Origin of the sequence: Nostoc sp. DedQUE05 (assembly GCF_034530955.1) — a bacterium.
In the GTDB taxonomy this organism is placed as follows: domain Bacteria; phylum Cyanobacteriota; class Cyanobacteriia; order Cyanobacteriales; family Nostocaceae; genus Nostoc.
The window spans coordinates 139,327-162,260 of record NZ_JAVRCB010000006.1 but is presented as its reverse complement, the minus strand read 5'-3'; the positions used below and the strand labels follow the sequence as shown (position 1 = coordinate 162,260).

Sequence of the window (22,934 nt, the reverse complement as noted above, 5' to 3'; positions counted from 1 at the left end):
GACAACCCCCGTTTTCTTTTTGGCACATTACGGGGTGACATCGACTGCAACCGCCTGTTGGGCCACTACTCCGTAGACAACCTCAGTCTATTCCACCAAATCCTAAGAATGTGTAACGCTGCATGATTCACAAGCCGAAACGATAGCTATCAGTTTTAATTTCTTGAATTAAGGAATTTGTAATCTCAACCATGTGGTATTAATAAAGACAACACCATCTGAAGAGGTAGTACATGGAGCCGTTGACTGCTGGTGCGCTCATGCTTGTTTTCGTGGGAAGTAAATTCGTCGATTGGTCAATAGGTAAAGCTTTTGATGCAGCTTATGACAAGGCCAAGCAAGTTCTGGCAAAGAAATCTCCTGAAACGGCAGAGGCTTTAGCAGCCGCAGCAGAACAGGCAGTATTACCTACCACACAGCGAGAAGATATTGGTGTAGCTGTTTTGATAGCTCAGGTGGAAAAAGTAACGCAGACAGATCCAGAAATTAAGGATGCGGTCGAAGAGTTAGGAAATCAAGCCAACGCTTCTGCACAAAATAATCCTGCACTAGCCAAGGCTATTCAAGAGTTAACAGAAATCATCAAGGCTCAAAAATCAACCAGCAAAAATCCAGCAAAAATAGCCGAAACAATCGGAATTAACAATCAAAATATTTCAGGTGGCGAAGTTTATCAGGCTTTTGGGCAAGGTGGCATCACTATCGATAAACGCCAAATATGACTACAGCCGCCCGATTGGGAACGGGTAAATTCAAATCCCCCTGCTAAAGTTCGGCATCTCTCCAGGAAGCGTTTGTTAGCACTTAGTTTTACTGTCACTTGTGTTTTATTTGGTCTACGCTTTCTTGGCTTTCTAGAAGCAATGGAATTGAAGGCATTTGACCATCTAATGCAACTTCGTCTCTTGGATGAAGGTGCTGACCCACGGCTATTAGTTATTGAAATTACAGATAATGATCTCAGTACCCAAATCAAACGGAACGAGCAGGGACAAGGCACTCTGAAAGATACTTCTCTCAATCGCCTTTTGATGAAATTAGAGAAATATCAGCCTCGTTTGATTGGGTTAGATTTATACCGTGACTTTGAAACTTCTGCCGACGAGTCAGACTTGGTGACTCGTTTGAACAATGAACGCTTCTTTTCTGTCTGTAAAGTTCCTGAAACTGATGGAAAAGAGCGAATTGTTGCATTAGGGATAGCCCCACCAAAAGAGGTAGTAAAAGGAGAGCGTTTTGGTTTTGCTGACTTTATCCCAGATAAGGATCAGGTTGTCCGGCGATTTCTTATGGCTCAAGAGAAATTGTCCGGTGCTGAGTGTGCTACAAAACAGTCATTTAGCCTTGCTCTTGCACGGCGCTATTTAGAGTTAGAAGCTACCCAGTATAAGTACAAAGACCCTTTTGAAACTCAAGATCAACTACAAATTGGTAATGCTGTTTTTGAATACCTTCAACCATTTACAGGCGGTTATCAAGGTGTTAATTTTGGTGGTTATCAAGTACTGTTAAACTATCGTGCCACGGGCGCTGAACCTGAAGCGATCGCAAAACACGTATCACTAGAAGACGTTTTCAATGATCGTCTTTCTGAGCAGGATGTTCGGGACAAAATTGTTCTAATTGGAATCACAGCTAAAGTAGCCATTAGTGATGATTGGTCTACCCCTTACGGCACAATGTCAGGTGTGTTTGTCCAAGCTCATATGGTGAGCCAAATTTTGAGTTTTGTAAAGGGAGAGCGAGGTTTATTAAAAGTCTGGTTACCAGGAATCGAATTTTTGTGGATTGCTTGCTGGTCTTTAGTTGGCCTAGGACTTGCCTACTATCTCCGCTCTTCCTGGTGCATGGTAGGACTTGCTGGAGGAATTACCTTTTTTGTTTTATATGTAACTTGCTTGGGCCTTCTGACATGGAGTAATCTTTGGGTGCCTTTTATTCCGTCAGCGATAGCTTTGTTTTTAACAGGAGGAAGTGTTCTTTTTATCGTATACCGTCCAAACAAAAAATCTTAACGTTCAGATTATGAGCCAGATCAAGTTTACTCCTCGAATTGCTATTCTTTGTTTGGTTGCAGTAATAATAATTTCTAGTGCATTACCATTACTTATTACTCCCAATGTTATAGCATCAGAGGAATTAAACCTGATTGAAAGATTGAAATACTTTTTTCTGGGAAAGCGTCCTAGCAAAGTTGCTACTGGTCGTCAAAGAGGAGGAGCGCGGCGCGATCGCTGTCCTAATGTGCCTGACCCACTGACTGCCCTGGTTCCCTTTGATGTAGATGGAGTTCCATTTGTTGAACAGACAATCTCTGACAGACCGACGTTTTGGTTTTATATCCCATACCTGCCTGTCTCTCGTCGAAATGCAGAGTTTGTTCTCATTGATGAAAATGAAGATGATGTATATTCAGCAACATTTTCTCTGTCACAAAAAGAAGGTATTGCAAGTTTGCAACTTCCATTAACAGTCCCTCCCCTCAAACAAGGTAAAAAATATCAATGGGTATTTTCCGTAATCTGTAATCCCATAAATCGGTCAGGTGATGCAACCGTTAATGGTTGGGTTGAACGAGTACCTGAAAGTTCAACTTTGAATTCTCGGTTAAAAGTAGCAACTACTAGAGAGAAGATTTCTATTTATACAGAGGCTGGATTATGGTATGAAACTTTAACATCATTTACTATTTTATTAAAAAATAACCCACAGGATGAAGACCTAAAGAAAAACTGGCTAAATTTACAACAAACTCTAGGAATAACGAGGATTTCTTCTGAAGATTGGATATTATACTCACTTCCAGAGCCTACTAAAAATCTTCATAAAAATCCTTTGTAGTAACTACATATGAATAATAGATAATCCTGTTTATAAGTGGTTATTTATGAGGAGTTGATTAGATTTATTCATTTCAAAAATGCCAGTTATTTTGAATGTTTAATTCAAGTACAGGATTTTCTACAGGCTTCTGTATATTCAATTTCTCTCTCAGTTCTCCAATTTTGTTATCTATTCTTTTCTCTAAATAAATTATTTTATATACACTATTACTGGATTTATTACATATGGAGTTTAAAGCCATAGTTTCGCTGCTTTCACTGCTTTTGTTGCTTTCCAAGTTTAAAGTTCTCATACCATGCGTCGGGGTATATATAGAAAATGTAAATTTATCAACATTAGCATTTTGTGGATAGTTATAGTAAATCGTTGTAGAAAGTGATCCTAATGACAATTCTACATAACAACTATACTCACCAATTTCAATATGATAATTAGTATTAGCCGAAATCCTTTTGAGTAATTCTATTCTCTCTTTAATTAATAATTCATTATCTGTAAATATAAGTAAATCTCCAGTTTTAGTACTAAATTGCTCATCATATAGTTCTTTATTAGTTGTTTTGTAATTATATTCGTTAGCTAAAACTTGACCCAAATAATCATTAGCAAAAGCTGAATTACTACTTGCAAAAAAAACAGTAATTATTATGGCAATGTCTACAGTGTAAACAATTATTTTGGTTATATATTCATACATAATTTTTTTGCATACCATTGATAGATATTCTGAATCTTTTAAATGTTTGTTTATGAAGAAACAATTATTTTGATTTAGTCATTTTTTTTAATGAGAGGATTCCAATCATTTTGGATATTTAATTCAAGCCAAGGATTTTGTACAGGCTTCTGCATATCTAAATTTACTTTCAGTTCTCTAATTTTGTTATCTACTCTTCTCTCTAGAGAGATTGTTTTATATACAATATTAATAATTTTATTGCTGCATATGGATTTTAAAGACATAGTTTCGCTGTTTTTGCTGCTTTCCAAGTTTACAGTTCTCATTCCATGCGTCGGACTGTATATAGAAAATGTCAATTTATTAACAATTTGTGGATAGTTATCGTAAATCATTATGGAATTTGATAGGAATGACAATTCTACATAACAACTAGATTCACCAATTTCAATATTACGATTACTATTATCCAAATTCCTCTTGAACAATTCTAATCTATCTTTAATCGATAATTCATCATCTGTAGATATAAGTAAATCTTCAGATTTAGTACTGAATGGCTCACTAGATACTTCTTTATGAGTTGTTTTATAATTATATTTTTTACCCAAAACTTGACCAGAATAATCATTAGCAAAAGCTGAATTTATACTTGTAGAAAAGGCAGTAGTTATTATTGTAAAATCTACTATATAAACAATTATTTTTATTGCAAATTTACACATAAATTTATCTTTATATAGTATTAAACACTCTAAATCTTGGTTTTATCTATCCTGTAATGGAATCCAATAATAAATAAAACTCCCTTCTATCTTTGTAAACCTTGTCATAAATGGGTTTTAAGGTTTTAAGATTTCCTATGAACCTTCGATTTTAATGCCATGCTATGAAAGCAATGCAAGAACCTAAATCTTTTAAGAATTTTATTTCCACTCACCTTGAAGTGTAAAAGCTGCCCAGTAGTATGGATTTTGCCAACGCGGTTGTTTTAAGATAGCCAGTTGAGCTTCACGTAATGCTTTGGCTGGTGAAAGCCCCTCTTTGAGAATTCCTTGATAAAATCGACTCATTAAAGCTGCTGTTGCTTGATCATCTACACTCCATAAACTGACGACTACTCGTTTTGCTCCCGCATACATCAAACCACCAGTTAAACCAATTAAGCCCTCTCCTTTAATCTGCTTACCTAAGCCAGTACGACAGCCACTCAAGACTACTAATTCAGCTGATAACTGTAAGTTAAAAACATCAGGTGTTGATAGCAAACTTCTCTGAAGTTCACCTCGCTCATTGATAACTGAGAGAAGCATACCAGATCGCTCTGGTTTCTCAGCATCTAAGATACCATGAGTTGCAAAGTGAATTATGCGGTACTGGCTCATCTCTGGCTCAAGTACGGCTTGGCGACTAGCTGAAAAACCAAATTTTTGAATTTGGTTGACCGGGTTTACAAGAGATGCTATTTGGTCAGCTTCGTTTCGAGTGCTAGGCAACCTGGGGAAAAGTTGTTCTGTAACAAGAGAACTCGAAGGTTGATTCTCTCCAATCACTGAATGTTGTTTAGTTTGCAAACTAAGTTTAGTTGGCTTACCTCGGAATCGCTCATCTTCTTGACCAAAAACTGGATCTGCCAAAACAGCGAGCGTTTTTGTTGGTGATGGAATATCTTTGTTGTTCCTGAGTACAGCAAAAGTCGAGGCTGAGGGAAGCGTTAGTGTTTCGTGATTGACTAATAGTGGTTGAGAAAAGCCTGAGTTGAAATCTGGGAGAGCGCCAAAAGGTATATATTGTAGGACTCCATCTGCCACAATCAGCAAACGTTTGTTACCCAACTGACTAGCAACCTGTTCTAAAAGCATTTGACTTAGATCGTTACCCGCTTTTGCCGCTTTGTTAGTTCTAATTCTCAAGCTGGGTATAGTCATAAAGTCATAAAACTTCCGAGCTGCTGCTTCAATTTCTGCACGTTTAGGAAGTTCATAACTAGAAAATCCAGTTTTGCTTACTACCCACAAGTAGCTACGTTCTTCACCAAGTGCATACTCCAGTAGAATGCTGTCATCATCCAGCACTTGTTGTTGGATGGTGGACAAAAGAGGAACAGCCGCTAAGTTTGTGTATTGGGTTTTAGAAGAGTTAGAAATTTTAGCGTTAGAAACATAGCGATCGCGCCGATTCAAAATTGCTAACAAGCTTCGATTTTTAGATTGCTCATTGGCTTTAAATGCTTGTACTACGTATCCATATGAAGGAAATTTTTTATCTAAGCGCATGAGTAAATCGATATAAAAACTGTAGTAATTCTGTTTAGCAGAAAAGTAAGAAGCAAGGTTAATATAGTGTTTGAATGTGTGCTGTTCAGTCCTAGCGTTTGGAGAGTAGTCAATTTCACTAGGACGAGGTTGACTCTCAATCAACCGGATTGCAATTTCAATTTGAGCTTTTGCTGTATAAAGACGGTTGCGATCGCGTTCAACTCTTGCAATACCTAATTGACTGTTGGCTTCTGCTAAACTATTACCTTGTTCGTGCCATATCTTCAGTGCTTGATTGTAACTATCTATTGCTTCTTCGTATTTATTAAGACTATAATAAACGCTACCCAGTCCATCTAATATAGATGCTTGAACTTCTTTTTCTCCTGTTAATTCTGATAACTTTAAAGCTTGTTGGTAAATGCTTAATGCTTCTTGTTTTTTATCTAAATCAGCCAATATATTACCAGTTTCATTTAGAAGCATGGATTTTATATAGTCACCAAAAAAACTTAATAAATCCTTTGCCTGATTAATATCATTAACTTGTTCCTTTGACTCTGGCTCAATTTCAGATATTTTGAGATACTGTAAGTTTTGTAATACTTTATTATAAATTTCTAGTGCTTTTTGTTTATTGCCAACCAAATTGTAATTTTTGCCTATTTGTAGTGAGATTAGGCTTAGTAATTCTTTGGAGAAAATATTTAAGATTTGATTAAAATTTATTACTTCAGTTATGGCTAATTTTTCTAAATCAACTTGTTCAGTAATTTTTAAAAATTGAAACCATAGTTCTTGTTGACCAACCAATAATTGTTTTTCATCTTGATTTAAAATAAATGGAATCAGATTGCTAAATAAAATGATGAAATCTTTTTGTATAGCATTATTATTTTCTAAATAAGAGTTACCCTCTTCTGAATTAGAATCTTCTAGAGAATTAACTAAAAACGTTTGTATTTGATGAATATATTCTTGTCCTTTATTAACATAATTATTTGCTATCTCATTTTCTCCTAAATCTATGTATATATAATTTCGTAAAAAAAATGCAAGGGCTTTTAAAATAATTAAATTTATATCATCTTTAATTGTAATATTATTATTTTCTATTAAGGATAATCCTTGATTATTTAAACTTAATGCTTGTTGATACTCTCCAATTATACGATACGTATTACTTAGGCTTAGAAGTATATTACTTTCCAGTAATGTTTTTTCTATTGGGGTTATTTTTGGTACTTGTATTGGTTGCTCACAATAATTTATACTTTCTCTACTTTGGGTGAAAGTATTACAATCTTTAGCATTTGGATTGATATTATTTAGTTTTTCATAGCTTATTCCATCATGACGAACTAATTCTAGTGCTTGATTATAAAAAACTATGGATTTTGAGTATTCACCTAATTTATTATATGTATTACCTATATTATAAAGCGCATTTATCTCCAGCTTTTTATCATTTTTGAATCTAGAAATTTTAATGATTTCTTGATTTTTTGCTATGATTTGCTCTGGATCTGAACCTGGTTGTGCTTGCTGTGATAATCTCTGTAGAGACTCATCTGTTTTTACGAAAATATTTTTTTCTTCAATATTCAATTGAATAACTACTTTTTCAGGTTTGTGTCCAGAATGTAGAAAAATTTTAATTTCATTAAAATCTCTCGTTTTTTTGAGTCTGGTCAATTCTTTTCTAATATGATTTATATTAAAGACATCTCCACGTTTAAATCTAAAATCGTGAATAATTAAAAGTTTAGGAGTCTTACCACTAATTGGTTGATCATTTTGAATATTAAAACTTCTACCATTAATTATTTTTACGAATTGAGCTTGAATATCTTCAATAACTCCTTCAGCTACTTCTAGAGTAACTGTTCCATCATCAGTAACTTTTGGTGTACCTACAAAATCAACTAAGACATAACCGTTATCCAAATACCAATTTTCAATTTTTTTTATGCCTTTTTTTAAATTTACCAAGTTTAAAATGCTGCCGTATTGACTCTGAAAGGCTTCCTGGATAATTTTTTGAGGTAGGATTTTGCTATTGATTTTAACTTCCTTAAAAATTGGATTTTGTTTAACCTCAAATGTTACCCTAACTCCTCGTGCAGTGTCTTCTGGTACAGCTTTTACATTGGAAAAATAACCAATTGCAAAAATAGCATTAATATCATTTTTTAGTAATGAGTATGTGCTGATTCCCCCTGGTTTGGTCTGAATAGTGTCATAAACTATATGCTGTAATTCACCTTCTACCCCAGTGACTACAACTTCAGCGATTAACACTTTTGGTTCTGGTTTATCCTTTGATTCCACATACTGTGAAAAGGTAGGTGTTTTTTTAGAAGATTCAATGCTAGAACCTGGAGTTGGAAAGTTTAAGTTTGTCAGATTAGCCTGCAACCCCAAATTTTCTAACTTAGTTGATAAACTGCTACCTTGCTGTTGGGCGATCGCAACTTTGCTAGATAAGCACAAAGCGATGCTAAAAAGCACTACACGGTGAGAGGCAGAATGTAGGAGTAAGTACTTTAGGATAGAAAATTGTTTAGCCATGTAACTGATTGCTTGAAATACTATGCGGTAGTAATAAGTATTACATTATGATGTTCTGCATCATAGTTACATAGTCTTACTGATAAATTATGATGCTTAAGGCGGTGCTAGGAAAATAATTTAAGGAGGAGAAATCAGGAATGCTGTAGCAACATCCTCCTTGATGAGCGGCTGATACTCTTCACCAGAAAAGGGGCGAAAGTCATCTTTGCATAAAGCAGTTATCCTACACAATAGACGGAACTGGAACGGTGTGGGCGGTAAATTTACACGCTCTACACGCAGGTCTACTGAACTAGGGTCTTGACAAAGAAGCTCAAAAACTTCACTCCGTAACTGTTTTCAGTGACCCCAGCAGCAATGCGGCTAGAGAAATTAATACACTCAAAAAGGAAGTGCTGGAGGTACTCAAGCATGGCGATCGCTGCGGTTAGGGGGCTTTGTATGTACACCAGACGGGGAAGCTGTAGAAATTCGGGAGATGATGCGGCGGTATCCGCTTTCTGTATCAATAACCTTCGTTACCGAGTTACAAGAGGATTGCTCCTTGAGGGTAAAGGTCGCACTTGAGGACGGCTTGCTGTATTATCATAAAAGTTTCACCGCTAACCATAAATCATTAACTATATAAACTTTTGTAAAACTTCGCTCCTCCTGCGTACAAACCCTAAGTGCGAAAAGATTAACAAGTAGACATCTTTGAAAAGTTGGAAGCAAGACGCTGCCACTAACCATTTTTGTCAAAAATTGGGATGCTCCAAATTATTTCTATACCATAGCTTTTTAATTTTTGGCTACTGCGTCTTAAAATAGGCACTTTTTGATAATTCCAATATGAAAAATACTATACTCCTTATTTCCTCTTTATTGCTCTTACCGTTTCCCGTTGTGGCTTTAAAAATTCCCCCTAGTTCTTTTTCCCAAGCTGGAATGGGGAACTCTAATTGTGACATCAAACCAGAAAATGGTGAAAGTGGAGAATTTTCGGAAAAGCAACTGCAAATCATCGCTAAGAGAATCACGGTTAGAGTCATTGGTGATAATAACGGAGGATCGGGAACATTACTCGCTAAAAAAGGTAATACCTACCTAGTTATCACTAACTTCCATGTAGTTAGAGGCGTTAACAACATTAATCTACAAACATCTGATGGTAAAACTTATCCTGCACAAATCCTTCTTAACACTAACTTCGATAAATTTGATTTAGCTTTATTACAATTTCAAACCGAACAAAATTATTGCCTACCTAAAGAAATTGCTGCATCAGTTCCCAACCCAGAAACACCAGTCATGGCGGCTGGATATTCCTCTGAAAAAGGAGAGATAGTATTTCGCACAGGTACTATACAACAGATTGCATCTAGACCACTAAAGGAAGGATATCAAATTGGCTATAGCAGCGACATTGAACAGGGAATGAGTGGGGGTGCAATTCTCAACTCTCGTGGAGAACTGATTGGGATAAATGGTAGAAGTCCTTATCCCATCTCAAATACAGGTTATGTATATCCTGATGGTTTCCGTCCTTCTGAAGAAGAAATTAAGCAAATGCGAAAATTCAGTTGGGGAATACCAATCTCCACTGTATTGGCGCAGGTAAATTCGGAGATATTGACAGCTTATTCTTTACCTACACCAAAGACTTTTGATGGGATACCCCAAACAACATTGACAGGATGGTTAGGAGAACTAGAACAAAAAGCCAAAAAGATTACTGTCAGAATTGATAGTAGCAGTGGTGCAAATGGTTCCGGGGTGATTATTGCGAAAGATGGAGATACCTACACAGTTTTAACGGCATCTCATGTTGTGTGTGAAAGAAAAGAAGCTAAACAATCATGTGGTGACCATAAATATCAAATACTTGCACCACTTGCACTTGATGGCAAACAATACCAATACCCTGTAGATAAAAGCACTATTAAGAAAGAGGAAGGGGTTGATTTAGCAATAGTTAAGTTTAGCAGTAAGGAAAATTATGAAATAGCAACGCTAGCAAATTATAATCCTAATAATTTTAACTATATTTTCACTGCGGGGTATCCAAAATTAGGGAATAATTCACCTTGGCGATTTACTGCGGGACAAATTTTTGATAAAGAACGGGGATTATTACAAACTCAACAATCAGACTTTCAAAGCAATAGTTCTGGGAAATTGCAAAGTGCAAGTTCCTTAACCGGGGGATATGAGCTAGTTTACAGCAGCATTACTTATAGTGGAATGAGTGGGGGACCAGTTCTAGACTCGCAAGGACGGGTTATCGGTATTCATGGACGCGCAGAGGGGGAAGAAGCCAAAGATGAAAAAACAGGTGATTCCGGCATTAGTGGTGGTAAAGCTCAAATAGGCTATAGTTTAGGCGTTCCCGTAAGTACCTTTTTAGGTTTCGCAACACGGTTTGGTGTGAAGCTACAAAATGTAGAGAAAAACACCTCTGCGCTTCAATTAAATTCACAACAAATCAAGTCTATCCAAGAAGCAGTACTATCGGCTGATGTTTCAAAAGGAAATGCAACAGCTTCCCAATGGTTAGAAAGAGGGAATCAAATGTGGCGATTAAATCGTTATGAAGAAGCAGTCAACGCTTTTGATGAAGCGATTAAGCTCAAACCATCTTTTGCTTATTTAGCTTACTATGGCAAGAGTTTAGCATTAGCTTGGCAGGAAAAATATCAACAGGCTGTAAAGGCATTAGAAGAAGCAGTAAAGCTTAAAGATAACTTTGTTGCTCCTTGGCAATTACAAAGTTTTGTCTACCGACAGTTAAAACAACCGGATAAAGCATTAGTAGCCATAGAGAAGGCAATTCAAAATCAGCCTAAAAACCCAAATCTGTATAACGAGAAGCGGGAGGTGTTGAGCAGGTTAAAACGTTATGCAGAAGCAGAAGCTGCTATCACAAAGGCGATAAGCCTCAGTCCTCGTGCTGTTTTTTACGACAATCGGGGGGTTCTTTACTATGAGCAAAAAAAATGGGATTTAGCTGCTGCTGATTTCAACAAGGCAATTGATATTAATCCTCAGTTTACTCAAGCTTACTCAAATCGAGGGGGTCTTTACTATGAGCTTAAAAAATGGGAATTAGCTGTTGCTGATTTCAACAAAGCCATTGCGATTAATCCTCAATATGCTCAAACTTATTACAATCGGGGGTATTTTTACTATAAGCTAGAAAAATGGAATTTAGCTGTTGCTGATTATAACAAGGCGATTGATATTAATCCTCAGTATGCTCAAGCCTATTACAATCGGGGGGTTCTTTACCAAGACCAGAAAAAATGGGATTTAGCTATTGCTGATTATAACAAAGCGATTAATATTAATTCTCAGTATGCTGATGCTTACATCAATCGTGGGCTTCTTTACTATGAGCATAAAAAATTGGAATTAGCCCTAGCTGATTACAATAAGGCGATTGCGATTAATCCTCAGTATGCTCAAGCTTACTCTAATAGGGGGGCTATTTACTATGAGCAAAAAAAATTGGAATTAGCCCTAGCTGATTACAACAAGGCAATTGATATTAGTCCTCACTTTGCTGAAACTTACTATAATCGGGGGACTCTTTATAAAGAGCAGAAAAAATGGGATTTAGCCTTGAATGACTTTAATAAAGCCATTACAATTAATCCTCAAGATGCGAAAGCTCACTACAACCGTGGCAATTTTTATAAAGAGCAGAAAAAATGGAATTTAGCTGTTGCTGATTATAACAAGGCTATTGAAGTTAATCCTCATTTTTTTGAAGCTTACTACAATCGGGGGCTTCTTTACCAAGAGCAGAAAAAATGGGATTTAGCTGTTGCTGATTACAACAAGGCGATTAATATTAATTCTCAGTTTGCTAATACTTACTATCTGAGGGGACTTCTTTACCAAGAGCAGAAAAAATGGGATTTAGTTATTGCTGATTATAACAAGGCTATTGAAATTAATCCTCAGTTTGCTAATGCTTATGCAGGTCGAGGAATAGTTCACACTATTATGGGTGACAAACAAAAAGCCATTCAAGATTTACAAAAAGCGGCTCAACTCTTTAAAGCGCAAAATAATACTGTTGCCTATGAAGAAATGATCAACATCTTAAAACAGTTACAAAAATAAGCATAATACAGCAGATTGTAAAGGACTGAGGTACAGGTTATCGTAAGGGCGGCCGTTGTGCCCCTACCTGTGTACTTCATTTACCTGAAAAACGCTGTAATTGATTCAGTTTGACAAAATTTATCGCTGACAAATATCTGAATCAGTCCTGAACTAAAGACGAACTCCCAAAAAATTTATCCAATTCCCATTCTAGCCCACGAATCTGTGGGCTTTGTTTGTACAGCAAGAACTTTCTAAGATGAAAAATAACATTGATTAAGAGAAGGCAGAGGGCAGAAGGTTTTATTAAGAAGGGGATTCAGACCTCTCCTTAATAAGAGCGACCAAATTAAAAATTTGGTCGGGGTTTTAAACCCTTGTTCCCTTCCGGTCACTGGCTTCAGATATGGAGTCAGAATTCCCTTCTGCCTCCTGCCCTCTGCCTTTACCGATAAAGTTTTGTAACTATTTCCCACTGCTGCGTAAAATCCCCTAGCAGAAACAGCAATAGAAATAGAAGCAATCAAAACGGTTACAGAACCAAGGATAAAAAACCTTTGCAGCTTTATGCACCAAACTTGTCCTATTTAAGTATCTAAATTAGTAGGAAAGTGAATACATCTATCTAGCCATTGCTTCTATCTTACGAATTAGATCGAGTATTTGATTCTCAACCAATCTGAGAAAACTGGATGCTGTAATTAGACAGCTAAGTTAATACAATTCTACCTCAATCAATTATTTTTTTGGGAAGTAACTCCTATGACTTTAAGTGAAGATACGCAGCTAACGCAGACAAGAGAGTTATCACAAAAAGAAGAGATAAAAAATAAATTACCTGATGCTACTGATGAACAAGTAGAACGCTTTTTAGTTCAGGTTGAGCGCATAGAAGCACTGAAAAAATACTTTGAAATATTCCCAGAGGATCAACAACGTTTTTTGGATATTTTAGCTCGTGCCAATAAGGCACTTGACTATAAAAAACCATACCGTATTGTTGTTATTGGGGTTACTGGTGCTGGCAAAAGCACATTTACTAATTCCATATTAGGGGATGATAGAGTGCTGATGAGAAGTGTTGGAAAACCAGCTACTGGTACAGTTCTGGAAATTTTCTTAGATATGCCAGAAACTGAACCCCAAAAAGCAATTGTGGAGTACAGAGGCGAAAGAGATATTCGGGAAATCATCTATGATTTTGTTCGTAACTATAAGCGTTACGGACTTGATACTTCGTGGTTAAATAGCAGACTAGATTTAGGGTTCGTGAATCAACTTTCAACTATGGAACCACAACAGAAAATTACAGAAGCTGAGGTTCGCAACAATTTTCAGAGGTTAAGGGAAACATTAACTGACATTGTGAAACAGTATATCAATAACAATGTTAGTAGTTTGCGGCGCGAGTTTTTACTTGATAATTCTAGAGATATTGAAGAACTGAATCAATTAATCGATGAACACAGCAATCTCAATGCCGAAAACTCTCCTCACCGCAGAATTGGTTTAGTCAAAACTGTGATTTATCGACTTCATCCGTTACAGAGCAAAACAGATATACAAGCATTGCAACTAGCACAAAACGTATGCTTAGTTGACCTACCGGGGTTAGATGGTAGCCCTCTGCACAATATTATTATCCGTGAAGAAATTAAAAAAGCTGATGCTGTCATCTACATCATCAAAGATCCGAAACGTATTGGTACAGACAGTGATTTTGATTTACTTAGTAATGTACGCAAGCACGTCGGTTTGGAAGAAAGTGCAGAATCATATGAGGGTGTATTTTTTGTTTTAAATGCTATTGACAGCGTTACAGAGGATAAAATACCAGAAAATCTTTCGCAAGATATGCGGAGCTTGATAGAAAAGTTTTTACCAGGTTATACAAAATATCCTCATCTTAGTAACCGTGGAACTAACGCTCATCCCTACTTTTCCGTATCCTCTTTGGCTGCACTTCTAGCTCAAAAGGCTCTTCGCGGACAGACTCAAAAAGACCCTGATACATATGAATCACTAAAATTAAAGCTTGGTGTGAAAGACGGAAGCGATCGCCAAGTTTTAGAAGCCAGCCAAATTCCCAAGCTTGTAGAGGAACTGACTAATTTTGCACGCGATCGCCGCATAGAAGGACAAATCCGTGATGGGAAACTGGCGATAAATAGCATAGTGGAAGCACTGTGCAGCGAGTTTGAGACTGAAAAGCTACAACTAACGGATAACGAAGGAACCATCCATATACAGGAAAAGAAAAAAGTCAAACAGACACTGCAAGAACAACAGCAAAGCCTTGAGGATGTAGTGTATGAGTTCCGAAGCAATCAACTTGCAAGTATCGAACGCTGGAAACAAGAACTAGATAAAGAAGCCAAACATATTTGTGACCTTGTAGACAATGAGCTAAAGAAAAATATGCCTCTGCTTTGGAAAGAAGCCGTACATTCCAAATGGCTGCTTGGACATCCTAATCGGGTAAATCGAGCAATGGCTGAATATATCGTAGACAGAACCCAAATTAATCTCTGGAAGCAAATTGCTATCCAAGTACCACGACTGGCGAAGTATTTAGTACAACTTTACAGTTCCAGTTTGGAAAGTTATAAAATGGCGCAAAAAATTGCCACAGGTTGCTACGACTACCAAGAAGTCTCTGTGTTGGAGTCAAAAATTCAAAAGTGGCTTCTTTCCATGCAGCACACAATGGTTGAAGTTGCAGGACGCATTGCTTTAACAAAAATGACTGACCCAGCCTGTGCCTTCCTCACACCCGATGGCAAATTAGAGAAGCGGCAATTAGTAGACACCCTTCCCAAACCTCCCCGCCAACCTAACTCCAACATCCCAGATACCGATTTCAACACATTTATTGCAGAAGTACGTAAGGAATATCAACCTTATGTTTCTGATGATTGCATTATCGGATTATTGAATCTTTATCGCTACGAAATAATGCTAATTGAAGACCGCTTGTTAAACCTAATTGAAGAAATTTTTTATGAACTAGGGAAATCAGAGAATTCAGTTTTGAAATCCAAAATCATTGAGAGTCTCAACAAAGACCCTGCTTGGAAGCGTTTGAAATTACTAGAGGCGAAACTCGCTGCTCTGGCTTCCATACGTCAATAAAGTACTACGCAAAGACGTGATTAAATTACCCTTTAGGTATCACGTCTCTACAAAAAATCTGACAAAACAAGCTTCAAATTGTGTATGGCGAATAGCACCATCAAATTACACAAGAGTAAATCAAAACAGGAGAGTTCGTTATGAATGATATCAATTTAACTAACTGGGAAAATCGTCTCAAAGACTATGGAGCAGTATTAAGTAAGTGGTTAAAAGAAAACTTGCAAACTTCTTCACCAGGCGATATAAGGTTGGGAATTTGGGGAACCAGTGGGGCTGGTAAGACTACCTACCTAACAATGTTGTACTATGCCTTAATAACATCAGGTAAGTGGTTGGTTGAGGTTGACCCAAAAGCTCGCAAATTCATAGAGGAAAATCTTAGCTACATAGAAGAAGAAGGATTATTCCCCCCTCGTACAAAACCAACAAAGGAGCTTCCAATTTACAGTTACACTCTAACACCTCGCTCTTCTCCTAATTCTGGCTCCAAAATTGTGCTTTATTTTATTGACGCACCAGGAGAGTTTTACCAAAATATACTTACAGCGAAAGCCACAGTTAAAGAAAACAGAATCAGTCCAAGTGCTAAAGCCTCTGAAGAGGAAGATAAGCCAATGGATATCGTGGACTATTTGATAAGTTGCGATGGAATTATCTTCCTACTTGACCCTGAGCGCAGCGAGAAAGATGGCTTGAAGTATTCGACTCTGCTGAGAAAATTGTTTTTGGAGTTTCAAGAGCGCTGCCGACGCGCAGAAATACGCGATCCACGGTTAGAGCAATATATTACTTTCTGTGTTACCAAAGTTGACCGTCAAGACTTTTGGAGCAATAGGAAAACAGCACAACAGTTTGTCGAAAAGATTCTGGGAATAAGGATGCCGTTAACAGCATTGCAAGGCTACTGTCGGCTAGAGTTAAACCCAGACAAAAGGAAGAGGCTTAATAAAGATAACCGTTGTGAATTTTTTTCTGTATCATCTCTAGGTTGTTATCAAAAAGATGGCGAGTGGAAATCGCCTGTAATCTATCCAGAAGAAAACGATTCATCCCAATCAGATACTCAACACACTAACTCATCAGATGGTAATTATGACTGGGATAGTTATAACGATGTTTATGCTCCAGAAACACCTAGTAGTTCATCTTCAACTGATGATTGGACAGGCAACAATAGCAACAATAAAAATAATTCAGAGTCACCACCACAATCGTTGCCAAAAATCAATCCAGAGGCAATTTTAGTTCCATTAAATGTCATCGAACCAGTTGAATGGTTGATTGAGGGTATTCAAGCCCATCCACCATCTCGTATCACACGGAAGTCACCTGTCAAGGATTAAGGATCAAAAACACTCTTAAGGTAGAGGAGGGAGTTATAAGTGTTAAATTGAAAATTTTTCCCTCAACATTTAACACTTAACTCTCGTAACTTTTTTACTACTCAGGCATTCACGGAATGAATTACATAAACGCAAACAAAATTACAGACATTTATTTATGAACCAAGAATTAGAATATAGCTATTTTGTGTATGGCAAGTTTGTGGGTATAAATTCTGGATATTGTCTTGTTGCTCGCACTGCTAATTTGACAGACGAAGAGCAACTCAAAACAATGGCAGAAGAAACCCATTGCTTCTGGGGAGCATACCCGCCTCAAAGAAGAACAAAAGCGGTAGGCATCTTTTTGCAAGAAAACAATTTAGTATTGATGAAGGTCGAAACTGCTGTTGACAAACGGGGGCAGGAGATTTTAAGTGGACATACGGAGTTTAACCACAGTCTCTATGTCTTTATTCCTCTCGAATCGCTAGCAGTGTTACGGGGTCGGACATTTCAACTACTCTCTTGGATTTTTCAACATCCTATCCCCTTGTTTAGACAGTTTGAAGCTAACCTACCACTTTTACAAATTCCCCCCCTTGAGCAGCCCATATCTTACAACCAAGAGGAGGTTAATAAAATACAGCGTTGCTTTAGTGAAGCTGATACAAATGGACAACCTTTGCTGATATCTGCACTTGCTGCATTAATCAATGGTAAGCGGTTAATTTTCACTGGAAATGGTAATGTTAGTACCAAAGAGTTTGTAGAAAGTATCTTGCTATTGCTACCAGCTGCGGCTCGTTCCACAATTGCTGTTGCATCGGGTACGCTAGATGAGGAATTTTGTAATTGGGCACAACTGATTATTAAAAGTAATTCTAACCCTGAAGAACCACTTGTAGATAATCTGATTTGGCTGAATCATGATACTCGAACATTTGAAGGATATTTCGAGTCAAGGATATTTCAAAATTATTACCTCAACGATTTTATTTATCCGATAGTTAATGCTCAACAAAAAGTTCAGGAACTTATTCAAGAACTAGATGTAATTACTGACAGTCAAATTTTACTAGAAAATCTAGCTGACTCTGAAAATATAGACATAAAACTAATTGCTCGGCTCATTTCGTTATTACCTAATGAGCAAAAAACCTCAATACAGTGTAAATATTTATCAGGCTTAAGTATAAACAAGTGGCAAGAAGTTATTCCAGTTATAAATGACGAGCAAGAACTTGTTTTTGCTTGGGATGAGTTAACAAAGACACCAATTATCAAGCTGCAACAATGCATTCCAATAATATTGGATGTGTGGAAACGACTTTCAGTAGTAGAGCAAATTAAACTATTACAGAAACTCCAGAATCATCCAGACATTGCTGAAATTTTATTGAAGAATAGGCTGGTTGAAGAATCTCGTTATGAAGATACTATTCTTTTACAAGAATTCAGAAAGCTTTGTAAGAGCGTGGTTGTGTCCAAATTTCAATGTGATTGGAGCCAAGCATGGCAATTAGCAACTAATTTTGCTACTAAGCACATTTTTCAAGATAAAACAGAGCAGTTTTGGCTCTTGGATGCTGTTTTAGCAAGTGAAATTCCAGTTACAAAACTCTATAACTGCTTTAATTTCAAATTTGCAACTTTAGTACCTCATCTTAATAGTGACCAAATTCGGCAAAGTAACTTGTACGCTAAAATCAATAAAAATGCAGAAATAGTAGATTTATTCAATAATTTACTCATTCAGAGAAATGCAGCTTTAGTAAATCTACATCTACTTGCAAATGTATTTAGTATGAATGACATACAACAGGATGATATGTATGTAGAATTCCTAAATACTTGGCATCCCTCTTATGAGGAAGCAAAGGATTTGTTAGTTGAAATGATTCGTTCAGGTCATTACTCCCTAAATCAAACCTTTGCTTGGTTTGAGAATAAAAAGCTTGGATTAAGCGAAATATTTTCGGCTCTAAAGCATACATCAAATACTTGGGATACATGGGATAAGTTAGCGAGTATTTTGTATGAAAATCCGCAAGAATATATAGTTTTTATCGATAGTTTACAGAAAAATAATTTCTGTATTATAGTGTTCCAAAAATGTTTACCAATAATAGCCAATGATGAAAATTTTAGAAGAACATTTTTAAGCAGTAGTTGTGCATGGAAAGTTATCAAAATCCAAGATTTAAGTCAAATACTCGCTATTTCATCCCAATATGTCGAAACCTTGGTAAGATGTTTAGCAGAGAGCGATCGCTTTCACTGGATAGCAGGCGACGTGCTACATTATCTGTGCCAAAACTGGATTACACACAAGCAAGTGGATTCGGAATTAAAAACTCTGCTAACTAGCCCCAGTGTAACTAAAAATTTCTCAAATCAAGACTGGTTGGAATTGCAAACCACCGTTTGGCAGCTTGAATTTGAAATACAGCTACCTTCTTTGGGTAGGGTCATTCTTTCTGAACAAGAGAAGATATTCTTGCGAAACCAGGCTATTACAGTAATAAAGTTTTACACCCAACCCGAAACAACTCAGAGCTTACTTAACGATTGTGAAGTTTGGGGGCTAGATTTAATTGCACAAATCGAAATTCTCAAAGCTACTCCATTGCTAGCCCGCAGTATCGAGTTAATACTAAATTACCTTAGTCGTGATAGTAAAGCTATTATTCCCAATGAACAACAACTTAATCTGCTAGAAATATTACTGCAAACATCACCGCGCAATCAACTAGAAGTTGAAAATCTCAAAACATTTTCCGTTGGACTCTTAGCTCAATTTATATCTGCTAGCGATTGGAATCAGCTAAAGTGGTGGCGAGATATTACGTTGGATCAACAATTGTACATTCAATATTTTACTCTGGCTTCTCAAATATTTATACAAAATTCTGTAAAAACCACACCATATTTAGAAGTGCTGAATTTGACTCAAAAAATCAAAAATTATTCCCTGGAAGAAGAGAGCCATTTAATATTAAAAGCATTTTGGGATTCTATACCAGAGCCAGTTCGTCAAGTCTTTGTAGAGTTATCTAATGCCAATTCTTTAAGTTAAAGCTACGCATAAAATTAAGATAAACTGTTACACATTACTTAAAAGACCTGTGTCAAATTCTGACTACTACACCTGCATTTTTAGTTTGGCTGATTTGAGCGAAAACTTCAGCAATATCGCCTTATCTATCAAAAACATGAATTATCTTCGATGATAATCCCCCTACTGGAATTTCTAAAGTAGAAAACTGTTTTTCTATCTTTGAGAAAGCTTCAACCCATCTATAAGATTCTTTAGACTTAAATTCTTTATTTATTTTAGCTTTTCGCTCTTTTTTTAGACGCTCTTCTTTAACTTCTTGGGTTTCATTAATCGGCTGTGGTGCTTTATGCTCTCTATGTCAAAGCTTCTCCCACAATAACCCCAAGGTCTGTCCCAAATCAGGTTCTAAAGCTAAACAACTATGTAAAATTAATCCATTTCCACCATTACCTATTGGGCCGTATTCTTCTCTTTTATCTAGTATTTTTTTGTAATCTAAAAAAGTTGTATCTCCTACAGCTAACACCACAGGAGTGCCGTTTATTTCTTGGGCTGTTTGTTTAAAGTAAGGTTGAGTCAACTTTTCAAAATTGGTTTTTGGATTCGAGAAAAATTCGTAACCACGTTTGAGGTCACTAGCTGTTTTAAATATTTTTGATAAAGGCTGACCATATTTTACTGATAAAAGTTCACCTATAAATGCTGCTCTTTGGGTTAAACGCTTGTCTCCAAAGTTACACTCCTTATACAGATTCTTCTCTAAGATTTTCATTTCCACTCATTGACACACCTACCACGACAATATCTAAAATCACAAGTTAATTCTCTGAAGTTGGTTCGCGGAAGATGTACGCGAACCAACTTCCCTTTTCCACATCCCGTGAAAAGTCAGAATAAAGTTGCCGTGAGTTCCTGACTTTTGGGAGAGTTTGGCAGAGTTTTCGCACTTTGCGATGGCGTACCCGCCCGGGGCGAACGCACGCTCACAAAGTGCGAAGTTAGTCAAGCTCTAGATTCGGCAACCTTTTACTTAAATTGTTGTCTTAACTGAGCAGTGTTGAATTCTAGCTACCCAATCGCGGGCTTTGTCGTAAACCAAAACACTTCCCATCTGATAAAAAGTAAACTTTTGTAACCATATTCTCCTTCTGCGTAAAACCCTTTAGCAGAAGCAGCAATAGAAATAGAAACAATGAAAAAGGTTGTAGAACCAACGATGTTAGGGGAGCAGTTAAAAATACCGCCAATGACCAATCGCGCTTTACCATCTGTTTTAGTGTTGATTACGGATGGTCAAACCACTGATGATTTTAGTGGTGGATTGAAAAAATTGATGGAACAGAACTGGGGAAAAAAGGCTTTTTGAATTGCGATCGCAGTAGGACAAAATGCAGATTGTGCTGTGCAATTTGCTAATGTATATGACTCGCAGATTGCATAACATCAATGCGATGCACAGATGCGCTTAATAATTCTCACTATAAAAGAGTAAGCGCATCATCATGAATCAAAGACACTAAGTAAAGTTTTATAACTATTTTTCACTACTGCGTCAAAACATTTCGCCCAAGCAGTAATCAGAATAGAAGCAATCAAAAAGATTACATACATTAGAGAAATATATGTTTAGTTTCAGAATTAAAAAAGCTTTCATAGTTCTCATGTTATGTAGTGCAATTGTGAGTGTATTGCTATTCGATTCTGACTGAAAAAATTTGCAATAGCTAATACGCAATCTGGAATTGTCTATCTTACCTTGACATAATTACCATGCTAAAAACCAAAACAACCAAACTAATTGCCAGCTTGATTTTTTCCACTACTAGCTTCCTCACTCTTTTTAGCTTACCCTCGAAAGCTAATAGTGTTGATGATGCTAATACTATAACTAGAGCATCGCGTGTAATCGCAATATGTGGCCAACAAATAGCTATCTATAACCGATATGGTTCTCAAAGTCCTGTAGCAACACAATTGGTAGTGGCGAGATGCCAATATGCCCTGAGTCAATGGCAAAATTGTAGTGTTTTAGCGGCAGTCAATTTAAGTGACAGCATTCATTGTAATGAATATTTTATAGAGCTTGGAGAAAAAGAGGGTTGGATTTAGGGAAATAATTAACACTCAATCAAGGGCTATTGAGCAGCTTACATAAATTCTCAATTTTTAACTATCGCAGACATATTGAATAAGCAGGGTGGGTGTTTTGCCTACCTTGCTTATGCAGTATCATTTCTCCTGAAAATAGTTAAGTGTTCTGCATTGCTATGTAAATTTAATGTCAAATGCTCGATTTTTGTAAGCACTTGCATACAAAGGATTCAGTTTAATAGATATTTCGTATTCAGGATTTAGTGTAATGATGTGATTGTATTCATCCAATGCTAAATTCCATTTTTGTTGCTCTGCATAAATATTTGCTCGGTTTATGTAAAGCGGAGTTAAATAAGCATTCAATTCAGTAACTCTGTTGAAAGCAGCGAACGGTAGGTTACAGTTAATAGCTAGTTGATTGCAGTCAGCGTGATTATTTTGGTTTTACAGAGATAATGAAATTACTCGGTTGTAATCATTCAATGCTAGCTGGTATTGTTTCTGTTGGTAGTAAACAGCTCCCCTGTTATATAGAGCATCTATATGCTCAGAATTTATTTCAAGAAATTTATTCAAATAGTCTTTGGTAAATCCTAAATAATGCTGTGCAGGTCAATTCGGATTAATTGGTTTGTTAAAGTACAACAAATAAACGTACATAGCAGATGATTAGTGTTCACCTGTTATGTCTGCGTCAGCAGACTTGAGTTTTGATCAAAGGGATTGGGGAACTTGATGCCCTCTCTAGGTATAGAGTTAGGCTGCTGCGGTAAAAGCTACACTACCTCTATCTTTGACGTTAGCGTAGCGTTCCGAAGGAAAGGTATTGATTTTTGTAACAAACTTGCTGATCTGCGTAAAAATAACAGTTTGCTGTC

General features: G+C 36.7%; 14 protein-coding genes. 9 read left to right on the top strand and 5 right to left on the bottom strand.

The genetic code is table 11. The features are described 5' to 3' along the window. Positions 1-233: 233 nt before the first annotated feature. From RMZ42_RS06585 to RMZ42_RS06575, 3 genes are all read left to right on the top strand, one after another. Positions 234-722 carry a hypothetical protein gene (locus RMZ42_RS06585; RefSeq protein WP_322670644.1) on the top strand — a complete coding sequence of 163 codons (489 nt, stop codon included), beginning with the start codon at positions 234-236 and terminating at the stop codon, positions 720-722. 72 nt (positions 723-794) lie between these two features. Then, complete coding sequence (locus RMZ42_RS06580; RefSeq protein WP_322670643.1) at positions 795-2,015, top strand: CHASE2 domain-containing protein; 1,221 nt, start codon at positions 795-797, stop codon at positions 2,013-2,015. A 10-nt stretch (positions 2,016-2,025) separates the two neighbouring features. Continuing rightward, positions 2,026-2,841, top strand: a complete 816-nt coding sequence (locus tag RMZ42_RS06575) for a DUF928 domain-containing protein (RefSeq protein WP_322670642.1) — start codon at positions 2,026-2,028, stop codon at positions 2,839-2,841. A gap of 73 nt (positions 2,842-2,914) precedes the next feature. On the opposite strand, the gene RMZ42_RS06570 is transcribed toward RMZ42_RS06575, so the two are convergent. The 3 genes from RMZ42_RS06570 to RMZ42_RS06560 form a co-directional block, all read right to left on the bottom strand. Continuing rightward, on the bottom strand, positions 2,915-3,559 hold the full coding sequence (locus RMZ42_RS06570; protein ID WP_322670641.1) for a hypothetical protein: 645 nt from the start codon (positions 3,557-3,559) through the stop codon (positions 2,915-2,917). A gap of 56 nt (positions 3,560-3,615) precedes the next feature. Further along, positions 3,616-4,248: a hypothetical protein gene (locus tag RMZ42_RS06565; protein ID WP_322670640.1), complete on the bottom strand. Its 633-nt coding sequence runs from the start codon at positions 4,246-4,248 to the stop codon at positions 3,616-3,618. Between the two features lie 201 nt (positions 4,249-4,449). Then, complete coding sequence (locus RMZ42_RS06560; protein WP_322670639.1) at positions 4,450-8,352, bottom strand: CHAT domain-containing protein; 3,903 nt, start codon at positions 8,350-8,352, stop codon at positions 4,450-4,452. Positions 8,353-9,186: 834 nt separating this feature from the next. On the opposite strand from RMZ42_RS06560, the gene RMZ42_RS06555 reads away from it, so the two are divergent. From RMZ42_RS06555 to RMZ42_RS06540, 4 genes are all read left to right on the top strand, one after another. After that, on the top strand, positions 9,187-12,462 hold the full coding sequence (locus RMZ42_RS06555) for a tetratricopeptide repeat protein (protein ID WP_322670638.1): 3,276 nt from the start codon (positions 9,187-9,189) through the stop codon (positions 12,460-12,462). Between the two features lie 744 nt (positions 12,463-13,206). After that, on the top strand, positions 13,207-15,576 hold the full coding sequence (locus tag RMZ42_RS06550) for a dynamin family protein (RefSeq protein WP_322670637.1): 2,370 nt from the start codon (positions 13,207-13,209) through the stop codon (positions 15,574-15,576). Positions 15,577-15,716: 140 nt separating this feature from the next. After that, on the top strand, positions 15,717-16,922 hold the full coding sequence (locus tag RMZ42_RS06545) for a TRAFAC clade GTPase domain-containing protein (RefSeq protein ID WP_322670636.1): 1,206 nt from the start codon (positions 15,717-15,719) through the stop codon (positions 16,920-16,922). Between the two features lie 157 nt (positions 16,923-17,079). Next, complete coding sequence (locus tag RMZ42_RS06540; protein WP_322670635.1) at positions 17,080-19,980, top strand: hypothetical protein; 2,901 nt, start codon at positions 17,080-17,082, stop codon at positions 19,978-19,980. 340 nt (positions 19,981-20,320) lie between these two features. On the opposite strand, the gene RMZ42_RS06535 is transcribed toward RMZ42_RS06540, so the two are convergent. Further along, entirely contained in the window at positions 20,321-20,734 is a 414-nt protein-coding gene (locus RMZ42_RS06535) for a transposase DNA-binding-containing protein (protein ID WP_322670682.1), read from the bottom strand. Positions 20,735-21,154: 420 nt separating this feature from the next. Here RMZ42_RS06535 and RMZ42_RS06530 point away from each other — a divergent pair, with 420 nt between their 5' ends. Together RMZ42_RS06530 and RMZ42_RS06525 are read left to right on the top strand one after the other, a co-directional pair. Continuing rightward, on the top strand, positions 21,155-21,328 hold the full coding sequence (locus RMZ42_RS06530) for a hypothetical protein (protein WP_322670634.1): 174 nt from the start codon (positions 21,155-21,157) through the stop codon (positions 21,326-21,328). A gap of 404 nt (positions 21,329-21,732) precedes the next feature. Next, positions 21,733-22,071, top strand: coding sequence for a hypothetical protein (locus tag RMZ42_RS06525; RefSeq protein ID WP_322670633.1), 339 nt, complete (start codon positions 21,733-21,735; stop codon positions 22,069-22,071). A gap of 429 nt (positions 22,072-22,500) precedes the next feature. On the opposite strand, the gene RMZ42_RS34670 is transcribed toward RMZ42_RS06525, so the two are convergent. Continuing rightward, positions 22,501-22,632 carry a tetratricopeptide repeat protein gene (locus tag RMZ42_RS34670; RefSeq protein WP_416211795.1) on the bottom strand — a complete coding sequence of 44 codons (132 nt, stop codon included), beginning with the start codon at positions 22,630-22,632 and terminating at the stop codon, positions 22,501-22,503. Positions 22,633-22,934 lie beyond the last annotated feature (302 nt).